This window comes from Roseovarius ramblicola (genome assembly GCF_042430665.1).
Lineage (GTDB): Bacteria > Pseudomonadota > Alphaproteobacteria > Rhodobacterales > Rhodobacteraceae > Roseovarius > Roseovarius ramblicola.
Map to the genome: position 1 here is coordinate 13,416 of NZ_JBHMEC010000002.1, position 17,781 is coordinate 31,196.

Genomic DNA, 17,781 nt, shown 5'->3' on the forward strand with positions numbered 1-17,781 from the left:
GGCAAGAAGAATCGCGGCCCACGGGGCGCGGCCCGCGTGGAGGATGCGGGCATGAGGGAGGAGAAAGACTTGGCACAGCCGTCACAAGCGGCGGATGGGGCGCGCTCCATCCCGGCGCTCCTGCAACGCAACGCCACCCGGTTCGCGGATCGTCACGCCTATCGCGAAAAGGAATACGGCATCTGGCAGACCTGGACCTGGGCCGAGGCCGCAGGTGAAATCGAGACGCTGGCGCTCGGGCTCATCAATCTCGGCGTCAACGAGGGCGATTTCATCGCCATCATCGGGCGCAACCGGCCGCATTTCTACTGGGCGATGGTGGCCGCGCAATCGGTGGGGGCGATCCCGGTGCCGCTCTACCAGGATGCCGCCGCCGACGAGATGGCCTATGTGATGGATCATTGCGGCGCGCGCTTTGCCATCGTCGAGGATCAGGAGCAGGTCGACAAGCTGATCGAAGTGCAGGACCGGCTTCATAAGCTCGAGCACATGATCTATGTCGACCCGCGTGGCCTGCGCAAATACGACCATCACAAGCTGCACCGCTTCATCGACATTCAGGAGCAGGGGCGCGCGGCCCATTACGAATTCATCGAGGATCTCAAGGCGCGGCGCGACAAGCTCGATTACGACAGCGTCTGCGTGATGCTCTATACCTCCGGCACCACCGGCAAGCCCAAGGGCGTGGTGCTGAGCAATCGCAACATCATCGAGGCGTCGAAATCCTCGGCGGAGTTCGACACCCTGACGGTGGACGAGGAGGCGCTGGCCTACCTGCCGATGGCCTGGGTGGGCGACTTCATCTTTTCCATCGGGCAGGCGTACTGGTGCGGCTTCTGCGTCAACTGCCCCGAGAGCGCCGACACCATGCAGACCGACCTGCGCGAGATCGGGCCGACCTATTATTTCGCCCCGCCGCGGGTGTTCGAGACGCAGCTCACCAACGTGATGATCCGCATGGAGGATGCCAGCCGGTTCAAGAAATGGCTGTTCGATCACTTCATGGCGGTGGCGCGCCGGGTCGGCCCCGATATCCTGGATGGCAAGCCGGTGAGCGGCATGGACCGGCTGCGCTATGCCTTGGGCAACCTGTTCGTCTACGGCCCGCTGAAGGACACGCTGGGCCTGAGCCGGGTGCGCGTGGGGTACACTGCGGGCGAGGCGATCGGGCCGGAAATCTTCGATTTCTACCGCTCGCTCGGCATCAATCTCAAGCAGCTCTACGGCCAGACCGAGGCCAGCGTTTTCATCACCCTCCAGCCCGATGGCGAGGTGCGCAGCGACACGGTGGGCGTGCCCGCCCCCGGCGTGGAGGTGCGCATCGGCGAGAATGGCGAGGTGTTCTATCGCGGGGCTGGCACGTTCGAGTATTATTACAAGAACGCGGAAAGCACGCAGAAGACCAAGGACCCCGACGGCTGGGTCGCCACCGGCGACGCCGGCTTTTTCGAGGAGGGGTCCGGCCACCTGCGCATCATCGACCGCGCCAAGGATGTGGGCAAGATGGCCGACGGCAAGCTCTTTGCCCCGAAATACGTGGAGAACAAGCTCAAGTTCTTCCCCAACATCCTGGAGGCGGTGGTGTTCGGCAACGACCGCTCCGAATGCACCGCGTTCGTCAATATCGACCTGACGGCGGTGGGCAACTGGGCCGAGCGCAACAATATCGGCTATGCCTCCTACCAGGAACTGGCCGGGCACCCGGAGGTGCTCGAGATGATCCGCGGCCATGTCGAGGAGGTGAACCGCAGTCTGGCGGACGACCCTATGCTGTCGCATTGCCAGGTGCATCGCTTCCTCGTGCTGCACAAGGAGCTGGACGCCGACGACGGCGAGATGACGCGCACGCGCAAGGTGCGCCGCGGCGTGATCTCGGAGAAGTTCGAGGATCTTCTGGTGGCGCTCTATGACGGCTCCGAGGAGGTCTACACCACCACCGAAGTGACCTATGAGGACGGGCGCAAGGGCAGCATCAGCGCGACGCTGAAGATCGTGCCGGTCGGGGTCGCGGTGGAGCAGACAGCGAAGGTGGCGGCGGAATGAAGGACATGGACGCAGAAGGCTACACCACCGAGGACGGCCGCAAGATCGGCGGCGTGCTGATGGAGATGCGCAACATCACCCTGCGCTTTGGCGGGGTGGTGGCGATCGAGGATATCAGCTTCGACATCCGCGAGGGCGAAATCCGCGCGATCATCGGCCCCAACGGCGCGGGCAAGTCGTCGATGCTCAACGTCATCAGCGGTTTTTACAACCCGCAGGAGGGCGAGGTCTGGTACAAGGGGGCCAGGCGCCCGCAGATGAAGCCCTACCAGGTGGCGCAGCAGGGCATCGCGCGCACCTTCCAGAACATCGCGCTCTTTGACGGGATGAGCGTGCTCGACAACGTCATGACGGGCCGCATCCGGCAGATGAGCGCGGGGCTGCTGGCGCAGGCGCTCTGGAAGGGCCGCGCCGAGGCCGAGGAGACCGAGAACCGCGCTGCGGTGGAGAAGATCATCGACTTTCTCGAAATCCAGCACATCCGCAAGACGCCGGTGGGCCGGCTGCCCTATGGCCTGAAGAAGCGGGTGGAGCTGGCCCGCGCACTGGCTGCGGAGCCGTCGATCCTGCTTCTGGACGAGCCGATGGCGGGGATGAACGTCGAGGAGAAGGAGGACATGAGCCGCTTCATCCTCGACGTGAACGACGAGTTCGGCACCACCATCGCGCTGATCGAGCACGACATGGGCGTGGTGATGGATCTGAGCGACCGTGTGGTCGTGATGGATTACGGCAAGAAGATCGGCGACGGCACGCCCGACGAGGTGCGCGGGAATCAGGCGGTGATCGACGCCTACCTGGGGGTGGCGCATGACTGATGTCGCAAGGCGAAGTCACCCCGGACGCGATCACGGGTCTCCGGCCCTTGGCGCGGCGACGCTGTTTCTCTCGCTGTTGCCCGCCGCGGCGCAGGCCGGGGCGTGGGCCGATTTCGAGGCGCGCTGCCTGTCGGCGCTGCAGGACTTCGCGGCGCCGGTGGTGGCCCGGCTGGGGCCGGGCACGGCCGGGGGCGGCGTGACGCGCTATGCGCTGGACGGGGACCGCGCGCTCCGCGTCGAGACCGCTCCCGCCGGCGGGCGCATCGCCTGTGCCGTGCGCGACCCCTCGGGCGATGCGGTGCCCGGTTTCGACGCGTGGGTCGCGGAGGCGGTGGCGGCAGGGCGCTACGTGCCCGTGGCCGACGGCCGCTGGCGCAGCAAGGGCTGGATCGAGCCGGTGCTGGAAGTGCAGGAAACGCGGACGGACGCGGGCCTGACCCTGCGGATACTGGAGACGAACCTTGAAGCCTGAGACGACGCATCTGCGCAAGGGAAAAGGAGGCAGACCATGCCCGACCAACTGATCTGGGGAATGGAGGTCTTTCTCAACGGCCTCATGGCCGGGGTGCTCTATGCGCTGGTGGCGCTGGGCTTCGTGCTGATTTTCAAGGCGAGCGGCATCTTCAATTTCGCCCAAGGGGTGCTGGCGCTCTTTGCGGCATTGACGCTGGTGGGAATCATGGAGGGGCAGGTGCCCTTCAGCCACCTGATCAACGCGGTCTTCGGCACCGATATCCACCATTTCGGCTGGCACGTCCCGGCGCTGTTCGCGATCCTCTTGACCATGCTGGTGATGGTGGGCCTCGCCTGGGCGGTCAATCATTTCATCTTCCGCCACCTCGTGGGGCAGGAGCCGATCATCCTGTTCATGGCCACCATTGGCCTCGCCTATTTCCTCGAAGGGTTCGGCGATGTCATGTGGGGGGCCGACATCAAGGAACTGGATGTGGGCGTGCCGCAGGGCATCAACGTCTTCATCGACGAGGTGACCTACAATCTCTTCGGCTACGGCTTCTACATCGACAATCTCGACCTGTGGGCGACATTCGTGGCGGCGCTGCTGGTGATCGCGCTGGTGATCTTCGCGCAGTATTCCAAGCATGGCCGCGCCATGCGCGCGGTGGCCGACGACCATCAGGCGGCGCTGTCTGTGGGCGTGTCGCTCAACTTCATCTGGGTGATGGTGTGGTCGCTGGCGGGCTTCGTGGCGCTGGTGGCAGGCATCATGTGGGGGACCAAGATGGGGGTGCAGTTCTCGCTGTCGCTGATCGCGTTGAAGGCGCTTCCCGTTCTCATGCTGGGTGGCTTTACCTCGATCCCCGGTGCCATCGTCGGCGGGCTGATCATCGGGGTGGGCGAAAAGCTCTTCGAGTTCGCCATCGGCCCGATGGTGGGCGGCGCGACCGAGAACTGGTTCGCCTACGTGCTGGCGCTCATCTTCCTCGTGTTCCGGCCGCAGGGCCTGTTCGGCGAGAAGATCATCGAGAGGGTGTGACGGGATGCACAAGCTCATCGCCATCCTCAACGTGATCGCCTGGGCCGGGTTCTGGGCGTTCGGCTACCTCGCGCTGACGGCGCAGGCCGGCCATACCGGGCAGATGGTCACCGCCGCCGTGCTGGCGGCCATCGGCGGGGGGGCGGGGATGCTCGCCTTCCTCTGGCTGGTGCGCCACACCGAGACGACAGGCTATGCAAGACCCGCCAACCGCGCGGCAAAGCGCGACGACGACGATGAAATCCACGGGGAGGTTCTCTGAGATGTTTTACCGTGAGGCGGGGGATTTCAAGACCTCCTATACCGACGACAGCCAGACCTTTCCGATCCGGTTCGACCGCTACCGCTATTACGCGGTGCTGGTGGCGGGGTTCGCCGTGGTGCCGTTCGTCATCAACGACTACTGGGTGAACGCGGTGTTCCTGCCGTTCCTGATCTACGCCATCGCGGCGATCGGGCTGAATATCCTCGTGGGGTATTGCGGGCAGGTCAGCCTCGGCACCGGCGGGTTCATGGCGGTGGGGGCCTATGCGGTCTACAAGCTGATGACCGGCTTTCCCGAGGTGAGCATCTTCATTCACGTCATCCTCGCGGGCGGGATCACGGCGGCGGTCTGCGTGCTCTTCGGCCTGCCAAGCTTGCGGATCAAGGGGTTCTACCTCGCGGTGGCGACGCTGGCGGCGCAGTTCTTCCTGGTGTGGCTGTTCAACCGGGTGCCGTGGTTCTACAACTATTCGGCCTCGGGCCAGATCAGCGCGCCCGAGCGCACCATCGCGGGCGTGCCGGTCACCGGTGCGGAAACCGCGCCCTGGGCGGCCTATCTGTTCTGTCTGGTCTTCGTCACCGCCTCGGCGATCGTCGCGCGCAACCTGACGCGCGGCATGGCAGGGCGCAAGTGGATGGCCATCCGCGACATGGACATCGCCGCCGAAATCATCGGGGTGAACCCCTTGAAGGCGAAGCTGTCGGCGTTTGCCGCCTCGGGCTTTTTCGTGGGCATCTCGGGGGCGCTGTTCTTTGCCGTCTATCTCGGCGCGGTCGAGGTCGGCGAGGCGTTCGGCATCAACAAGTCGTTCCTCGTCTTGTTCATGGTGATCATCGGCGGGCTTGGCTCGATCTTCGGCAGCTTTGCCGGGGCGGCGTTCCTGGTGCTGTTGCCGGTGCTCTTGAAAAACACGCTGGTGGGCGGGCTGGGCTGGCCTACGGACCTTGCCGCGCATCTCGAACTGATCATCGTCGGCGCGCTCATCATCGTCTTTCTCGTGGCCGAGCCGCACGGGCTGGCCCAACTGTGGCGTGTGGCAAAGGAGAAACTGAGGCTTTGGCCCTTCCCGCATTAGGAGGGGTGGCGGCGGGGTGAACCCCGCCCTACGGGATTGGGCGCAGACAATCGCGTTCAAGACAAGACATCGGATAAACCAAGGGAGGATAAGACCGATGAAACAGAAACTCATGGCAACCGCGCTGGCGGCGGCGATGGTGGCAGGACCGGCGCTCGCCGATCTGACCGTCGTCGATACCAGCTACCGGACCGGACCCTATGCCGCCAACGGCATCCCGTTCTCGGATGGCTATCAGGACTATTTCACGCTTCTGAACGAGCGTGACGGCGGCATCGGCGGAGAGCCGATCAACCTCGTGGAATGCGAGACCGGCTACAACACCGAGAAAGGCGTCGAGTGTTACGAGGCCACCAAGGGCGAAGGCAATGGCGCGCTGGTCTATCAGCCGCTCTCGACCGGCATCACCTATCAGCTCATCCCCAAAGCCACGTCAGACGGCATCCCGCTCCACACGATGGGGTACGGGCGCACCTCGGCCAAGAACGGCGCGGTGTTCAAGTGGGTGTTCAACTACCCGGCCAACTACTGGGACGGGGCGAGCCACGCCATCACCCATATCCTCAACGAGAATGGCGGTGACATCTCGGATCGCAAGATCGCGCTGGTCTATCACAACTCCGCCTATGGCAAGGAGCCGATCCGCACGCTGGAGGAATTGGCGAAGAAGCACGGCTTCGAGCTGATGCTGCTGCCGGTGGATCACCCCGGCCAGGAGCAGAAGTCGCAATGGCTCCAGATCCGGCGCGAGCGCCCCGATAACGTGATCATGTGGGGCTGGGGCGTGATGAACCAGGTCGCCATCCAGGAGGCCGTCAACATCCGCTACCCGATGGACCAGTTCATCGGCATCTGGTGGTCCGGCTCGGAGAACGACGTCAAGGCGGCCGGCGCCAAGGCCGACGGCTACAAGGCGCTGACCTTCCACAACCTCGGCGACGACTACCCGGTCTATGACGATATCCAGACGCACGTCGTCGACACCGGCAAGGCCGCCGGCGCGGGCGACCAGATCGGCACCGTGCTCTATAACCGGGGCATGTATGCCGCGATGCTGGCCGCCGAGGCGATCAAGACCGCGCAGGAGATGCACGGCACCGCCGCGATCAGTGCCGCGCAGATGCGCGACGGCATGGAGAACCTCGAAATGACCGAAGAGAAGATGGCCGCGCTTGGCCTGCCGAATTTCGGTCCCGAGTTCACCGTGTCCTGCGAGAACCACGGCGGCAACGGCTATGGCGCCGTGTCGCAATGGGACGCCGAAGCGGGCGAGTTCGAGCTGATCACCGACTACTACCAGTCCGACCAGGAGATCATCTCGGCGTTGGTGGCCGAGGATTCGAAGCAGTTCGCCGAAGAGAACGGCATCGAGCCCGGCTGCTGAGGCGGCCTTTCCCCCGGCCGTGGCGCGCGGCCGCGGCCGGGGGACCATGAGTATTTTTGCCAAGAAGAAACCGGGATGCGTGCCCTGAAACGGGGCTGGCGCGGCCTGAGGAAACGGAGCCTGGGCGATGCTGGATGCAGGACGGACCGACGAGGCGCTTCTCGAGGTCAACAATATCGAGGTGATCTACAACCACGTGATCCTCGTTCTCAAGGGTGTCAGCCTCAAGGTGCCGAAGGGCGGGATCACCGCGCTGCTGGGAGGCAACGGCGCGGGCAAGACCACCACGCTCAAGGCGATTTCCAACCTGCTGAAATCCGAGCGCGGCGAGGTCACCAAGGGTGCGATCCGCTATCGCGGCGAGCGGGTGCAGGACCTGCTGCCCTCCGACCTGGTCAAGATGGGGGTGGTGCAGGTGATGGAGGGCCGGCACTGTTTCGAGCACCTGACCGTCGAGGAGAACCTGCTGACAGGGGCCTATACACGCGGGGCGAGCCGCGCCGATATCGACGCCGACCTGCAGAAGGTCTATGATTATTTCCCGCGCCTCAAGGAGCGCCGCCGCAGCCAGGCGGGCTATACCTCGGGCGGCGAGCAGCAGATGTGCGCGATCGGCCGCGCGCTGATGGCGCGGCCCGAGACGATCCTGCTGGACGAGCCGTCGATGGGGCTGGCGCCGCAGCTTGTGGAGCAGATCTTCGAGATCGTGAAGTCACTCAACGAAAAGGAAGGCTATACCTTCCTGCTGGCCGAGCAGAACACCAACGTGGCGCTGCGGTTTGCCCATCACGGCTATATCCTCGAGTCGGGGCGCGTGGTGATGGACGGCCCCGCCGCCGCGCTGCGCGAGAACCCCGACGTCAAGGAATTCTATCTCGGCGTGTCCGACGAGGGGCGCAAGTCGTTCCGCGAGGTGCGCAGCTATCGCCGCCGCAAGCGGTGGCTGAGCTGAGGGTGTCACCCGTGCAGCAGGTCCGCCCGCATCTCCGCGATCAGGTCGAGCGCCTCTTGCCGCGTGTTGCGGATATTGGGGCGGAAGCCTTCGGACTGCGCGCGCAGGCGGATGTCCTGCTCTGTCTCGGACCCGGCGGCATAGCGCGCCGAGCCGAGCGAGGCGGCGATGTTGAGCCGCTTGCCGCGATGGGCATAGCGCACCCAGGCCGCGGGCAGGATCTGGCACCCGTTGAGATTGACGAGGAAGAACCACTTGCGGTCGGTGTCCCGGATACGGGCCTCGATATGGTCGTAGACATGATCGACATCGCGCCGGTGGTGGAAGGTGAAATCCGAGAAATCCACGTCCATGATGGCCTGGTCGGGATCGAAGCGGATGCGCACGGCGATCTCTTCGGCGCTGTGGCTTGGGGCGCGGACCACGCGCTTGCGCCGCGTGCTGGGAAAGCCGGCGAGGCGTTCGAGCGCGGCGTCGCGGGTCAGGCACAGGTTGGGATCGAAGGTCTCGGTATCGGCGGCGCGTTCGATCTGGCGGCGGGTCTCGTCGGAGGCGTCGAACCGCACCGAGCCCATCGAATGCGCGTAGTTGAGCGCGCGGCCGCGGCGCGAATAGGCGACCCATGCCGCCGGGTCGATGCGCGTGCCGTTGAGGTTGACGAGGAAGAACCAGAGGTCTTCGCCGGTCGCGCCGATGCGTGCCTCGAGCCGGTCGTAGACCCGGTTGACGGTGGCGGAATCTTTGAAATGGAGCCCCGAGAAATCGGCCTCCATCACCTGTATGTCGGGATGAAAGTCGATCCGGCGGTCAATGGCGGCATCGTCGAGCGCCGCGGGCGCGTCTGTCGGGGTCGTCATGGCGGGGCCTCACGCAAGATATGTGTTCGGTATACAAAAGTGCACTGCTTATGCGCCGGACGCCGGTTTCAAACAATTGGTCAAGCTGTCGCAACGTAAGGCGGCAGGCAGAGGATAATGCGATGACCCAGTTTTTCGACGCGTTGGAGACACGCAGGCCCGAGGCACGCGCCGAGGCGCTGGCGCGGGTGCTGCCCGAACAGATCGCCCGGGCGCAGCGATGTCCCGGATATGGTGGCGCCCTCGACGGGGTGGATCCGGCGGCCATCACCGATGCGACCGCGCTCGCCACGCTGCCTGTGCTGCGCAAGTCGGACCTCGGTCGCGCGCAGGGCGCGGCGGCGCCGTTCGGCGGGCTGACGACGCGGCCCGCGCATGGCTTTGCCCATGTCTTCCAGAGCCCCGGGCCGATCTACGAGCCGGGCGGCGATGGCCATGACTGGTGGCGGATGGGCCGCTTTTTGCACGCCTGCGGCGTCGGGGCGGGCGATATCGTGCAGAACTGTTTCGGCTATCACCTGACGCCCGCCGGCATGATCTTCGAGAACGGCGCGCGGGCGGTGGGCGCGGCGGTGCTGCCTGCCGGCACCGGCCAGACCGAGTTGCAGGCGCGCGCGGCGCATGACGTGGGCGTGACCGCCTATGCCGGGACACCCGATTACCTGAAGGTGATCCTCGACAAGGCCGGGGAGATGGGCCTCGCGCTGAACATCACCAGGGCGGCGGTGGGGGGTGGCGCGCTGTTTCCGTCCCTGCGCGCGGAATACGCGGATCGCGGCATCCAGTGCCTGCAATGCTATGCCACCGCCGATCTGGGCAACATCGCCTATGAGAGCGCGGCCCAGGACGGCATGATCGTGGACGAGGGCGTGATCGTCGAGATCGTGCGCCCCGGCACCGGCGATCCGGTCCCCGAGGGGGAGGTGGGCGAGGTGGTGGTGACCACGCTCAACCCCGACTACCCGCTCATCCGCTTTGCCACCGGCGATCTGAGCGCCGTGATGGACGGGGAAAGCCCCTGTGGGCGCACCAACATGCGCATCAGGGGCTGGATGGGCCGGGCCGACCAGACCACCAAGATCAAGGGCATGTTCGTGCGCCCCGAGCAGGTGGCGGCCCTGGTGGCGCGCCACGACGGGATCGGGCGCGCCCGCGTGATCGCCAGCCGCGAGGGCGAGACCGACGTGATGACCGTGCGGATCGAGGCCACCGGCGGCGAGGCCGATCATTATGCCGGGGCGGTGAGCGAGGTGCTCAAGCTCAAGGGCCGGATCGAGATCGTGCCGCCCGGCAGCCTGCCCAATGACGGCAAGGTGATCGAGGATGCGCGCAGCTACGAGTGAGCATGGGAGGATATCGTCATGGTGATGCGTTGTATTCTGTCGGTGGCGCTGTGTCTCTTTTTCGCGGCGGGGCCGTCGCATGCGGCAGATATGGCGCTGATCCTCGATACCCGCGCGGGTGACGCGCGGCGTTCGGCGGTGGCGTTCGATCCGGGCGCGGCGCTGGAGGAGGCCGGGTTCGAGGTGGTGGCCCCGGATGGCCGCGGAGTCGCGCCGCTGCGCGCGGCGGCGCTCAATCTCGAGACACGGATATCGGCAGGCGAGGTGGCGCGGCTGGTGATCCTCGTCGCCGGAGAGATGGCCGGGGACGGGCGCGATAGCTGGCTCCTGCCGCGCGGCGCGGCTCCGGTCTCGCGGTTGCGCGTCGGTACGGCGGGGCTGTCGGTCAACGCGCTGTCGGCGATTGCCGGGGCGGTGGACGGGCCCGCGGTGCTGCTGCTGTCGCCGGAGACGGGCAATGCGGCGGGGGCGGGGCTGAGGCCGGGACTTGCGGGGTTTTCCGAGGTGACGGGCGTGACCTATGCCACCGGCCCGCGCAAGGGCATCGCCGCGCTTCTCGACGGTCCGCTGCTTGTCCCCGGTGCCAGCTTTGCCGAAGCGGCGCGCGCGGCCCCGGAGGGGGTGAGCCTGTCGGGCAACCTGTCGGGGCAGTCTGGTCTGATGGGGCCTGGGACGCTCTCCGAGGCGCAACGGGCCGAGGCGCGCGAGGATGGCTTCTGGCAGGCGGTGGACACGCTCGACACTGTGGCAGGCTATGATGCCTATATCGCCGCTTGGCCCGAGGGCCGTTACCTGAGTCAGGCGCGCGAGCGGCGCGACTGGCTGCGCGATGCGCCCGAGCGCGCGGCGCAGTCCGCCGAGGCGGCGCTCGGCCTGACCCGCGCGGCGCGGCGCGACGTGCAGCGCTGGCTGTCGGTGCTGGGCCATTACGAACGTGGCATCGACGGTATTTTCGGGCGCGGAACGCGCGGTGCCATCGCCGCCTGGCAGGATCGCGCGGGCATGGCGTCGACCGGTTATCTCGACGGCGATGCTCTCGCACGGCTGCGCGCCGATGCCGCCGCGCGGCAGCGTGAGATCGAGGAGAAAGAGCGGCGGGAGCAGATGCGCGAGGAGCGCCGCGACCGGGCGTATTGGCGCGACACCGGGCGCGGTGGCGACGAGGCCGGGCTGCGCGCCTATCTCGACCGCTACCCCGAGGGGCTCTTTGCCGACACCGCGCGTGCCCGCCTCGCCGGAATCGAGGAGGCCCGCCGGGACGAGGCCGACCGGGCGGCGCGCGCGGACTGGCGGGCGGCCCGCGAGGCCGATACGGCAGAGGCCTATGCCGCCTTCCTGCGCGACCATCCCGAGAGCCGCTTTGCCGGGGAGGCGCGCGCGCGCCTCGACGAAATCGAGCAGGGCCGCACCGAGCAGGAGGCCATCGCGCGGGCGCGCGAGGACGAGCGGATCTATGCCGGGGCCGAGGTGGTGCGCGTGCTGATCGAGCGCCGCCTCGCGCAGATCGGGGCCGAACCGGGGCCGGTGGATGGCCGCTTCACCGAGGAGACGCGCGACGCGATCCGCCGTTTCCAGCGTCACCGCGACCTGCCGGTGACCGGCTATGTCTCGCAGGCGACGGCGGCGGCGCTGATGGGGATGCGCTGACCCGCGTCAGGCGAAGCGGTTGGCGTCGTAGGGGGCGAGGTCGAAATTGGGGCGTCGCCCGGCGATCATGTCGGCGACAAGGCGCCCGGTCTTGGGCCCTGCCGTCAGGCCGATATGCTGGTGCCCGAACGCCGCGTGCACGCCGGTCTGGCCGATTTCGCCGATCAGCGGCAGGCTGTCGGGGGTCGAGGGGCGAAAGCCCATCCATTCCTCGACGCTGTCAAACGTCAGATCGGGGAAGACCTGCGCCGAGACGCGGCGGATCAGATCGAGCGGCGCGCGGGACGGCCCCTTGGCGATGCCGCCCAGTTCCACGGTGCCCGCGCAGCGCAGACCGTGGGCCATCGGGTTGACCGCGAATTTTCCGCTGGAGATCATCAGCGGGTGGCGCGGCATCTGCGACGGGCCTTTGAAATGCAGGTGATAGCCGCGCTCGGCCTCCAACGGCACCTTGAGGCCGAGTTTGCCCATCAGCGGTTTCGACCAGATGCCCGCCGCCAAAACAGCGGTATCGCAGGGCAGTGTCCCTTGATCCGTCACCACGCCGGTGATGCGCCCGTCGGTGAGGGTGATGTCGCGCACCTCGGCGCGGCGATACTGGCCGCCCTCGGATTCCAGAACCCTTGCGAGATCGGCCATGTAGGCGAGCGGGTCGCGGATATGGCCGTGACCCTTGAGCAAGGCGAGGCATTGGGTGGCGGGGCCCAGCATCGGCTCCACCTCCTGCACCGCGGCCCCCTCGATCACCTCGGGAATGTACCCCGCGGCGCGCTTCATCTCCCACCCGTAGCTGTCGGCGTCAAAGGCTGCGCGGCTGGGATAGGCGTAGGCGAAATCGCTGGTGGCGAGCCATTTTTCGGCCGGTGTGCCGCGCACCAGCGCGCGGTGCTGATCGACGCTGTCGCCGACGATGGGGGTCAGCCCCTCGACCATGCGGCGGGTACCTTCCGGGGTGGCGTTGCGGGTGAACTGCCACAACCACGGCAGCAGGCGCGGCAGGTAGGACCATTGCAGGAACAGCGGCGAGCGCGGGTTGCTGAGATATTTGATCGCGGTGGGGATCAGGTCGGGCGTGTTGACCGGCACGATGGCCCATTGCGCGAGCAGCCCGGCATTGCCCTGCGACGCCCCCGCGCCGGGATAGTCTCGATCCACCAGCGTGACCGCGTGGCCCGCGCGGCGCAGCCAGATGGCGGAACTCAGCCCGCAGATGCCTGCGCCGATGACGACGATGGTGCGGGGATGGCTCATGCGCGCGGGGCTCCTTCGGGCGATGTGGTCGCCCGAGAGGGAAGCGCAGGCCGCGCGCGGGTGCAAGCCCTGTCGCGCGAGGGGGCCGCGTTATTCCGCCGCGATGCGGATCACCGGCCCCATCCGCGCGAGGGCCTCCTCGGAGAGGTGGCATTTCACCTGATGGCCGGGGGCGAGATCGCGCACCGGCGGCACCTCGCGTTCGCACAGGTTGCCGGGCACCTCCGTCTTCCAGCGGCAGCGCGTCTGGAACGGACAGCCGGGCGGCGGGTTCATCGCCGAGGGCACGTCGCCCTCGAGCACGATATGGGTCTTTTCCACGCTGGTATCGGCGATCGGCACCGCCGACAGAAGCGCCTCGGTATAGGGGTGGTAGGGCGGCGAGAACACCTGATCCGTCGTGCCGATCTCGACCACATGGCCGAGATACATCACCATCACCCGGTCGCTGAGATAGCGCACGATGCTGAGGTCGTGGGAGATGAACAAGAGCGTCGTCTTGTGCTCGCGCTGGATCTCCATCAGCAGGTCGGTCACCGCCGCCTGCACGCTCACGTCGAGCGCCGAGACCGGCTCGTCGGCGACCACGATGCGCGCGCCGCCGGCAAAGGCGCGGGCGATGCCGACGCGCTGTTTCTGCCCGCCGGACAATTGCCGCGGCATCCGGTCGGCAAACTCGCGCGGCAGCTTGACCAGATCGAGCAGGCGCAGCATCTCGTCGCGCCGCGCCTGATCCGTCGCCCCGATCCCGAACACCTCCAGCGCGCGGATGATCTGGCGGCCCACGGTCATCGACGGGTTGAGCGTGTCGAACGGGTTCTGGAACACCATCTGCACATCGGCGACGGTCTGCGTGTCGCGCGCCTCGATGGGGGTCTGTTCGATATTGCGGTCGTCGAGCAGGATTTCACCATCGGTCGCCGTCTCCAGCCCCATGAGGACCTTGGCGAAGGTGGATTTGCCACAGCCCGATTCGCCGACGATGGCCAGCGTCTCGCTCTCGCGCGCCTCGAAGCTCAGGCTCTCGTTGGCCTTGACCACCTTTTTCGCGCCGCCGCCGCCAAAGAGCGCGTTGGCCGCCACCTCGTAATACTTTCTGAGCTTGTCCATCCGGAGCACGACCCGCCCAGGCGCGCCGGCCTCGTTCTGCGTCATCGCCGCGACCGGGGCGTGCCAGTCGATGTCATCATGACGCAGGCAGCGGGTGAAATGGCGGTCGTCGCCCTCGATCGCCGCCATCGGGATGTCGCCCGCGTCGCACAGCCCCTGTTTGAAGTAATCGCAGCGCGGCCCGAAATTGCAGCCCGGCGGGCGCTCGTGCGGCAGCGGGAAATTGCCGGGAATGGCCTTGAGCGGACGATCGTTCTTGTTTGCGCCCGGCAGCGGGATCGAGCGAAACAGCGCCTGCGTATAGGGGTGCTGCATCTTGTCGAACACGTCCTTGATGCTGCCGGTCTCCACCGCCTCGCCGGAATACATCACGCAGATGCGGTCGCAGGTTTCCAGCACCAGCCCGAGATTGTGGGAGATGAACAGCATCGAGGTGCCGTATTTGCGCCCCAGGTCCTTGACCAGATCGACCACCGCCGCCTCGACCGTGACGTCGAGCGCGGTGGTCGGCTCGTCGAGAATGAGCAGCGAGGGCTTGGACATCAGCGCCATGGCGATGACGATGCGCTGTTGCTGCCCGCCCGAGAGCTGGTGCGGGAAGCTCTTGAGGATGCGCTCCGGGTCCGGCAGCTTGACGTCGCTGACCACTTCGAGCGCGCGGGCCCAGGCCTCTTTCTCGGAGATGCCCTCGTGGATCATTGGCACCTCGATCAACTGCTTGCCGACCTTCATCGCCGGGTTGAGCGAGGCCATCGGCTCCTGATAGATCATCGCGATCTCGTTGCCGCGGATGTCGCGCAGCTCGGCGGCGCTCATCTGTCCCAGGTCGCGGCCCTTGAAGCGGATGGTGCCGTCGACGATGCGACCGTTGACGCCGAGATCCTGCATCACGCCCAGTGCCACGGTGGATTTGCCGCAGCCCGACTCGCCCACCAGGCCCACGGCCTCGCCCGGCTGCACAGAGACCGAGAAATCCATCACCGCCGGAATTTCGCGCAGGCGGGTGAAGAAGGAAATCGACAGGTTCCCGATCTCGAGGATCGGTCCGTCATAGTCCGGCGTGGCCATGTCCGTCTCCTTCATCTTTCCTCAAATACTCAATCCCGCAGGCTTTCCTCGCGCAGCCCGTCTGCCAGCAGGTTGAGCCCCAGCACCAGGCTCAGCAGCGCCAGCGCCGGCGGCAGCGCGGGGTGGAGGTAAAGCGACAGCAGTTTGCGCCCCTCGTTGATCGTGCTGCCCCAGTCCGGGCTCTCGGGGCTGAGGCCGAGGCCGAAGAAGCCCAGGGTGCCCAGCAGGATGGTGGTATAGCCGATGCGCAGGCAGAAATCGACCAGAAGCGGCCCGCGCACGTTGGGCAGGATTTCCCACAGCATGATGTACCACGGCCCCTCGCCACGGGTCTGCGCGGCGGCGACATAGTCGCGCGTCTTGATGTCCATGGTCAGGCCCCGCACGATGCGGAACACGGTGGGCGAGTTGACGAACACGACCGCCACGAACACCACCAGCAGGTTGGGTGGAAAGCCGACCAGGCCCAGCGGGTCTGCGTTCCACGCGATCCCCGAATAGAGCCACAGCCCCACCACCAACGTGATGCCGACATAGATGTTGCGCGTTTTCGGCTGCGTGTGAAAGCGCGAGTTCCACAACAGCACGAGGAAGATGATGGGAAAGATGAACAGCACGGCGGCCATGTAGACGGGGATACCTGTGAGCACGATCTCGGGCGTGACCAGCAGGTAGAAGAGCAGGATCACCGGGAAGGCGAGGATCAGGTTGGCGGCAAACGACAGCACCGTGTCGAGCCGCCCGCCGTAATAGCCCGCCGGCAGGCCCAGCGTGATGCCGACCATGAAGGCGAAGAGGCTGGCGAAGGGGGCGATCTTGATCACCTCCCACGCGCCCACGACCATGCGGCTGAACACGTCGCGTCCCAGGTTGTCGCCGCCCAGCAGGTAATAGGGATAGGCACCGGGCGCGACCTCGCCCATCAGCTTGGAATAGGGGGTGCCCGGCCCCTTGTTCTTCATCGAGGCGGATTGGTCGAGCACGTCATGCGTGGCGATCATGTCGAACGCTCCGGCGAGGATGCCGGTGAACACCCAGAACATCACCAGAGCAAAGCCCACCATGCCGATCGGGCTGTCGAACAGTTTGCCGTAAAGGCCCAGCCGCCGCTTGAAGGTGGCGGACAGCACGAAGGTGATGATCAGCGCGATCCAGACCGGCGTGAACCGCGCGAGCAGACGCAGGATGATTTCGCCCCAGCTCAGCAGGTCCATGGCAGCCTCCCGGCGGTTGTTCCCTGACGGCGCCGCGCCGCCCCCGTCATGCGCCGGCCAGACCGGAGCGTCTCTTGCCGTGGCGCCCGGCGTGCGGGCGAGTGTCCGGTCAGGCCGGACAATGACGGGGCCTGCGGGGGCAGCCGGGTGCTCATGTCACACTGATCCTCGGGTTGAGATAGACGTAGCCGATATCCGAGATGAGCTGCGTCACCAGCACGACGATGACCGAAACCACCGACACGGCGAGCAGCAGCTCGATGTCGTTGTTGCTCGCCGCCTGCACCAGCGTCCAGCCAAAGCCCTTGTAGTTGAACAGCGTCTCGACGATGACAACGCCGTTCAGCAGCCACGGGAATTGCAGCATGATCACCGTGAAGGGCGCGATCAGCGCGTTTCGCAGCGCGTGTTTCAGCACGATATTGGGAAAGCTCACCCCCTTGAGCCGGGCGGTGCGGATGTATTGCGCGGTCATCACCTCGGCCATCGAGGCGCGTGTCATCCGCGCGATATAGCCCATGCCGTAGAGCGCGATGGTCAGCACCGGCAGGAAGAAATTCTCGAACGACGGGTTCTCCATCGCGCTCGTCGCCGTGCCCTTGAACCATTTGAGCCCGACAGCAGAGCTTGCGAAGATGGCGATGAACAGCACGCCCGAGACGTATTCGGGCGTCGCCGTGGTGGTGATCGCAAAGGTCGAGAGCGTGCGGTCGGTGCGCGAGCCCTCGCGCATCCCCGCCAGCACCCCGAGGATCAGCGCGCCGGGCACCATCAGCAGCATCACCCACAGCATCAGCCGCCCCGTCAGGCCCAGCTTCTCTCCGATGATGCCGCTCACCTCGGCGCGGAACACGGTGGAATACCCCCAGTCACCCTGCAGGATGCCGCAGAAGCGCGGGGCCTCCCCGGCGGGGGTGTCCTGGTCGATGCAGCGCCCGCGCAGGGTGCCGTCCTCGCCCTCCTGCGTCCAGCCGGGCAGCACGCCCAGCCATTGCCCGTACTTCACCGGCAGCGGTTGCAGGTATCCGTTGCGCCCCAGATAGCTCGCCACCTCCTCGTCCGTCATGCGGAAATTGCCCTGCGTCTTGGCGAGCTTTTCGAGGTTCGGGTAGAGATTCGTCAGGAAGAAGACGATGAAGGTCAGGCAGAGCGCCGTGAGCAGCATGACGCCCACGCGGCGCAGGAAGAACTTGGCCAATGTCACGCCCCCCTGTCGGCGTATTTTGTCCAGTGACGCTAAGCGAGGGGGCGCGCCCGGT

The 17,781-nt window shown here is 66.4% G+C and carries 15 protein-coding genes; 10 read left to right on the forward strand and 5 right to left on the reverse strand.

Annotated features, from left to right (window positions below):
• Positions 1-51 precede the first annotated feature (51 nt).
• The 8 genes from ACFFU4_RS00690 (at position 52) to ACFFU4_RS00725 (ending at position 8,032) form a co-directional block, all read left to right on the forward strand.
• The gene (locus tag ACFFU4_RS00690; protein ID WP_377066015.1) at positions 52-2,043 is read left to right on the forward strand and encodes an AMP-binding protein; all 1,992 of its coding nucleotides are present in this window, start codon (positions 52-54) and stop codon (positions 2,041-2,043) included.
• Positions 2,040-2,861, forward strand: coding sequence for an ABC transporter ATP-binding protein (locus tag ACFFU4_RS00695; RefSeq protein WP_377066017.1), 822 nt, complete (start codon positions 2,040-2,042; stop codon positions 2,859-2,861). The genes ACFFU4_RS00690 and ACFFU4_RS00695 overlap by 4 nt, the downstream gene beginning before the upstream one ends.
• Positions 2,854-3,333: a hypothetical protein gene (locus ACFFU4_RS00700; protein ID WP_377066019.1), complete on the forward strand. Its 480-nt coding sequence runs from the start codon at positions 2,854-2,856 to the stop codon at positions 3,331-3,333. Before ACFFU4_RS00695 ends, ACFFU4_RS00700 begins: the two co-directional genes overlap by 8 nt.
• Before the next feature lie 36 nt (positions 3,334-3,369).
• Positions 3,370-4,356 (forward strand): branched-chain amino acid ABC transporter permease, encoded by a 987-nt coding sequence (locus ACFFU4_RS00705; protein WP_377066021.1) that lies wholly within the window; start codon positions 3,370-3,372, stop codon positions 4,354-4,356.
• 4 nt (positions 4,357-4,360) lie between these two features.
• Entirely contained in the window at positions 4,361-4,618 is a 258-nt protein-coding gene (locus tag ACFFU4_RS00710) for a hypothetical protein (RefSeq protein ID WP_377066023.1), read from the forward strand.
• Position 4,619: 1 nt separating this feature from the next.
• On the forward strand, positions 4,620-5,696 hold the full coding sequence (locus ACFFU4_RS00715) for a branched-chain amino acid ABC transporter permease (protein ID WP_377066024.1): 1,077 nt from the start codon (positions 4,620-4,622) through the stop codon (positions 5,694-5,696).
• A gap of 97 nt (positions 5,697-5,793) precedes the next feature.
• Complete coding sequence (locus ACFFU4_RS00720; protein ID WP_377066026.1) at positions 5,794-7,080, forward strand: ABC transporter substrate-binding protein; 1,287 nt, start codon at positions 5,794-5,796, stop codon at positions 7,078-7,080.
• Between the two features lie 127 nt (positions 7,081-7,207).
• Positions 7,208-8,032 carry an ABC transporter ATP-binding protein gene (locus ACFFU4_RS00725; protein WP_377066028.1) on the forward strand — a complete coding sequence of 275 codons (825 nt, stop codon included), beginning with the start codon at positions 7,208-7,210 and terminating at the stop codon, positions 8,030-8,032.
• 5 nt (positions 8,033-8,037) lie between these two features.
• Here ACFFU4_RS00725 and ACFFU4_RS00730 read toward each other — a convergent pair whose 3' ends face one another.
• Positions 8,038-8,889: a hypothetical protein gene (locus ACFFU4_RS00730; RefSeq protein WP_377066030.1), complete on the reverse strand. Its 852-nt coding sequence runs from the start codon at positions 8,887-8,889 to the stop codon at positions 8,038-8,040.
• A 122-nt stretch (positions 8,890-9,011) separates the two neighbouring features.
• On the opposite strand from ACFFU4_RS00730, the gene ACFFU4_RS00735 reads away from it, so the two are divergent.
• Positions 9,012-10,232 carry a phenylacetate--CoA ligase family protein gene (locus tag ACFFU4_RS00735; RefSeq protein ID WP_377066032.1) on the forward strand — a complete coding sequence of 407 codons (1,221 nt, stop codon included), beginning with the start codon at positions 9,012-9,014 and terminating at the stop codon, positions 10,230-10,232.
• 18 nt (positions 10,233-10,250) lie between these two features.
• The gene (locus ACFFU4_RS00740) at positions 10,251-11,879 is read left to right on the forward strand and encodes a peptidoglycan-binding domain-containing protein (RefSeq protein ID WP_377066034.1); all 1,629 of its coding nucleotides are present in this window, start codon (positions 10,251-10,253) and stop codon (positions 11,877-11,879) included.
• A 6-nt stretch (positions 11,880-11,885) separates the two neighbouring features.
• Here the strand turns inward: ACFFU4_RS00740 and ACFFU4_RS00745 are convergent, their stop codons facing one another.
• From ACFFU4_RS00745 to ACFFU4_RS00760, 4 genes are all read right to left on the reverse strand, one after another.
• Positions 11,886-13,130 (reverse strand): NAD(P)/FAD-dependent oxidoreductase, encoded by a 1,245-nt coding sequence (locus tag ACFFU4_RS00745; RefSeq protein ID WP_377066036.1) that lies wholly within the window; start codon positions 13,128-13,130, stop codon positions 11,886-11,888.
• Positions 13,131-13,220: 90 nt separating this feature from the next.
• On the reverse strand, positions 13,221-15,308 hold the full coding sequence (locus ACFFU4_RS00750; protein ID WP_377066038.1) for a dipeptide ABC transporter ATP-binding protein: 2,088 nt from the start codon (positions 15,306-15,308) through the stop codon (positions 13,221-13,223).
• 29 nt (positions 15,309-15,337) lie between these two features.
• A complete protein-coding gene (locus tag ACFFU4_RS00755) occupies positions 15,338-16,522 on the reverse strand; it encodes an ABC transporter permease (protein ID WP_377066040.1) in 1,185 nt (394 codons plus the stop codon).
• Between the two features lie 151 nt (positions 16,523-16,673).
• Positions 16,674-17,720, reverse strand: a complete 1,047-nt coding sequence (locus ACFFU4_RS00760; RefSeq protein WP_377066042.1) for an ABC transporter permease — start codon at positions 17,718-17,720, stop codon at positions 16,674-16,676.
• Positions 17,721-17,781 lie beyond the last annotated feature (61 nt).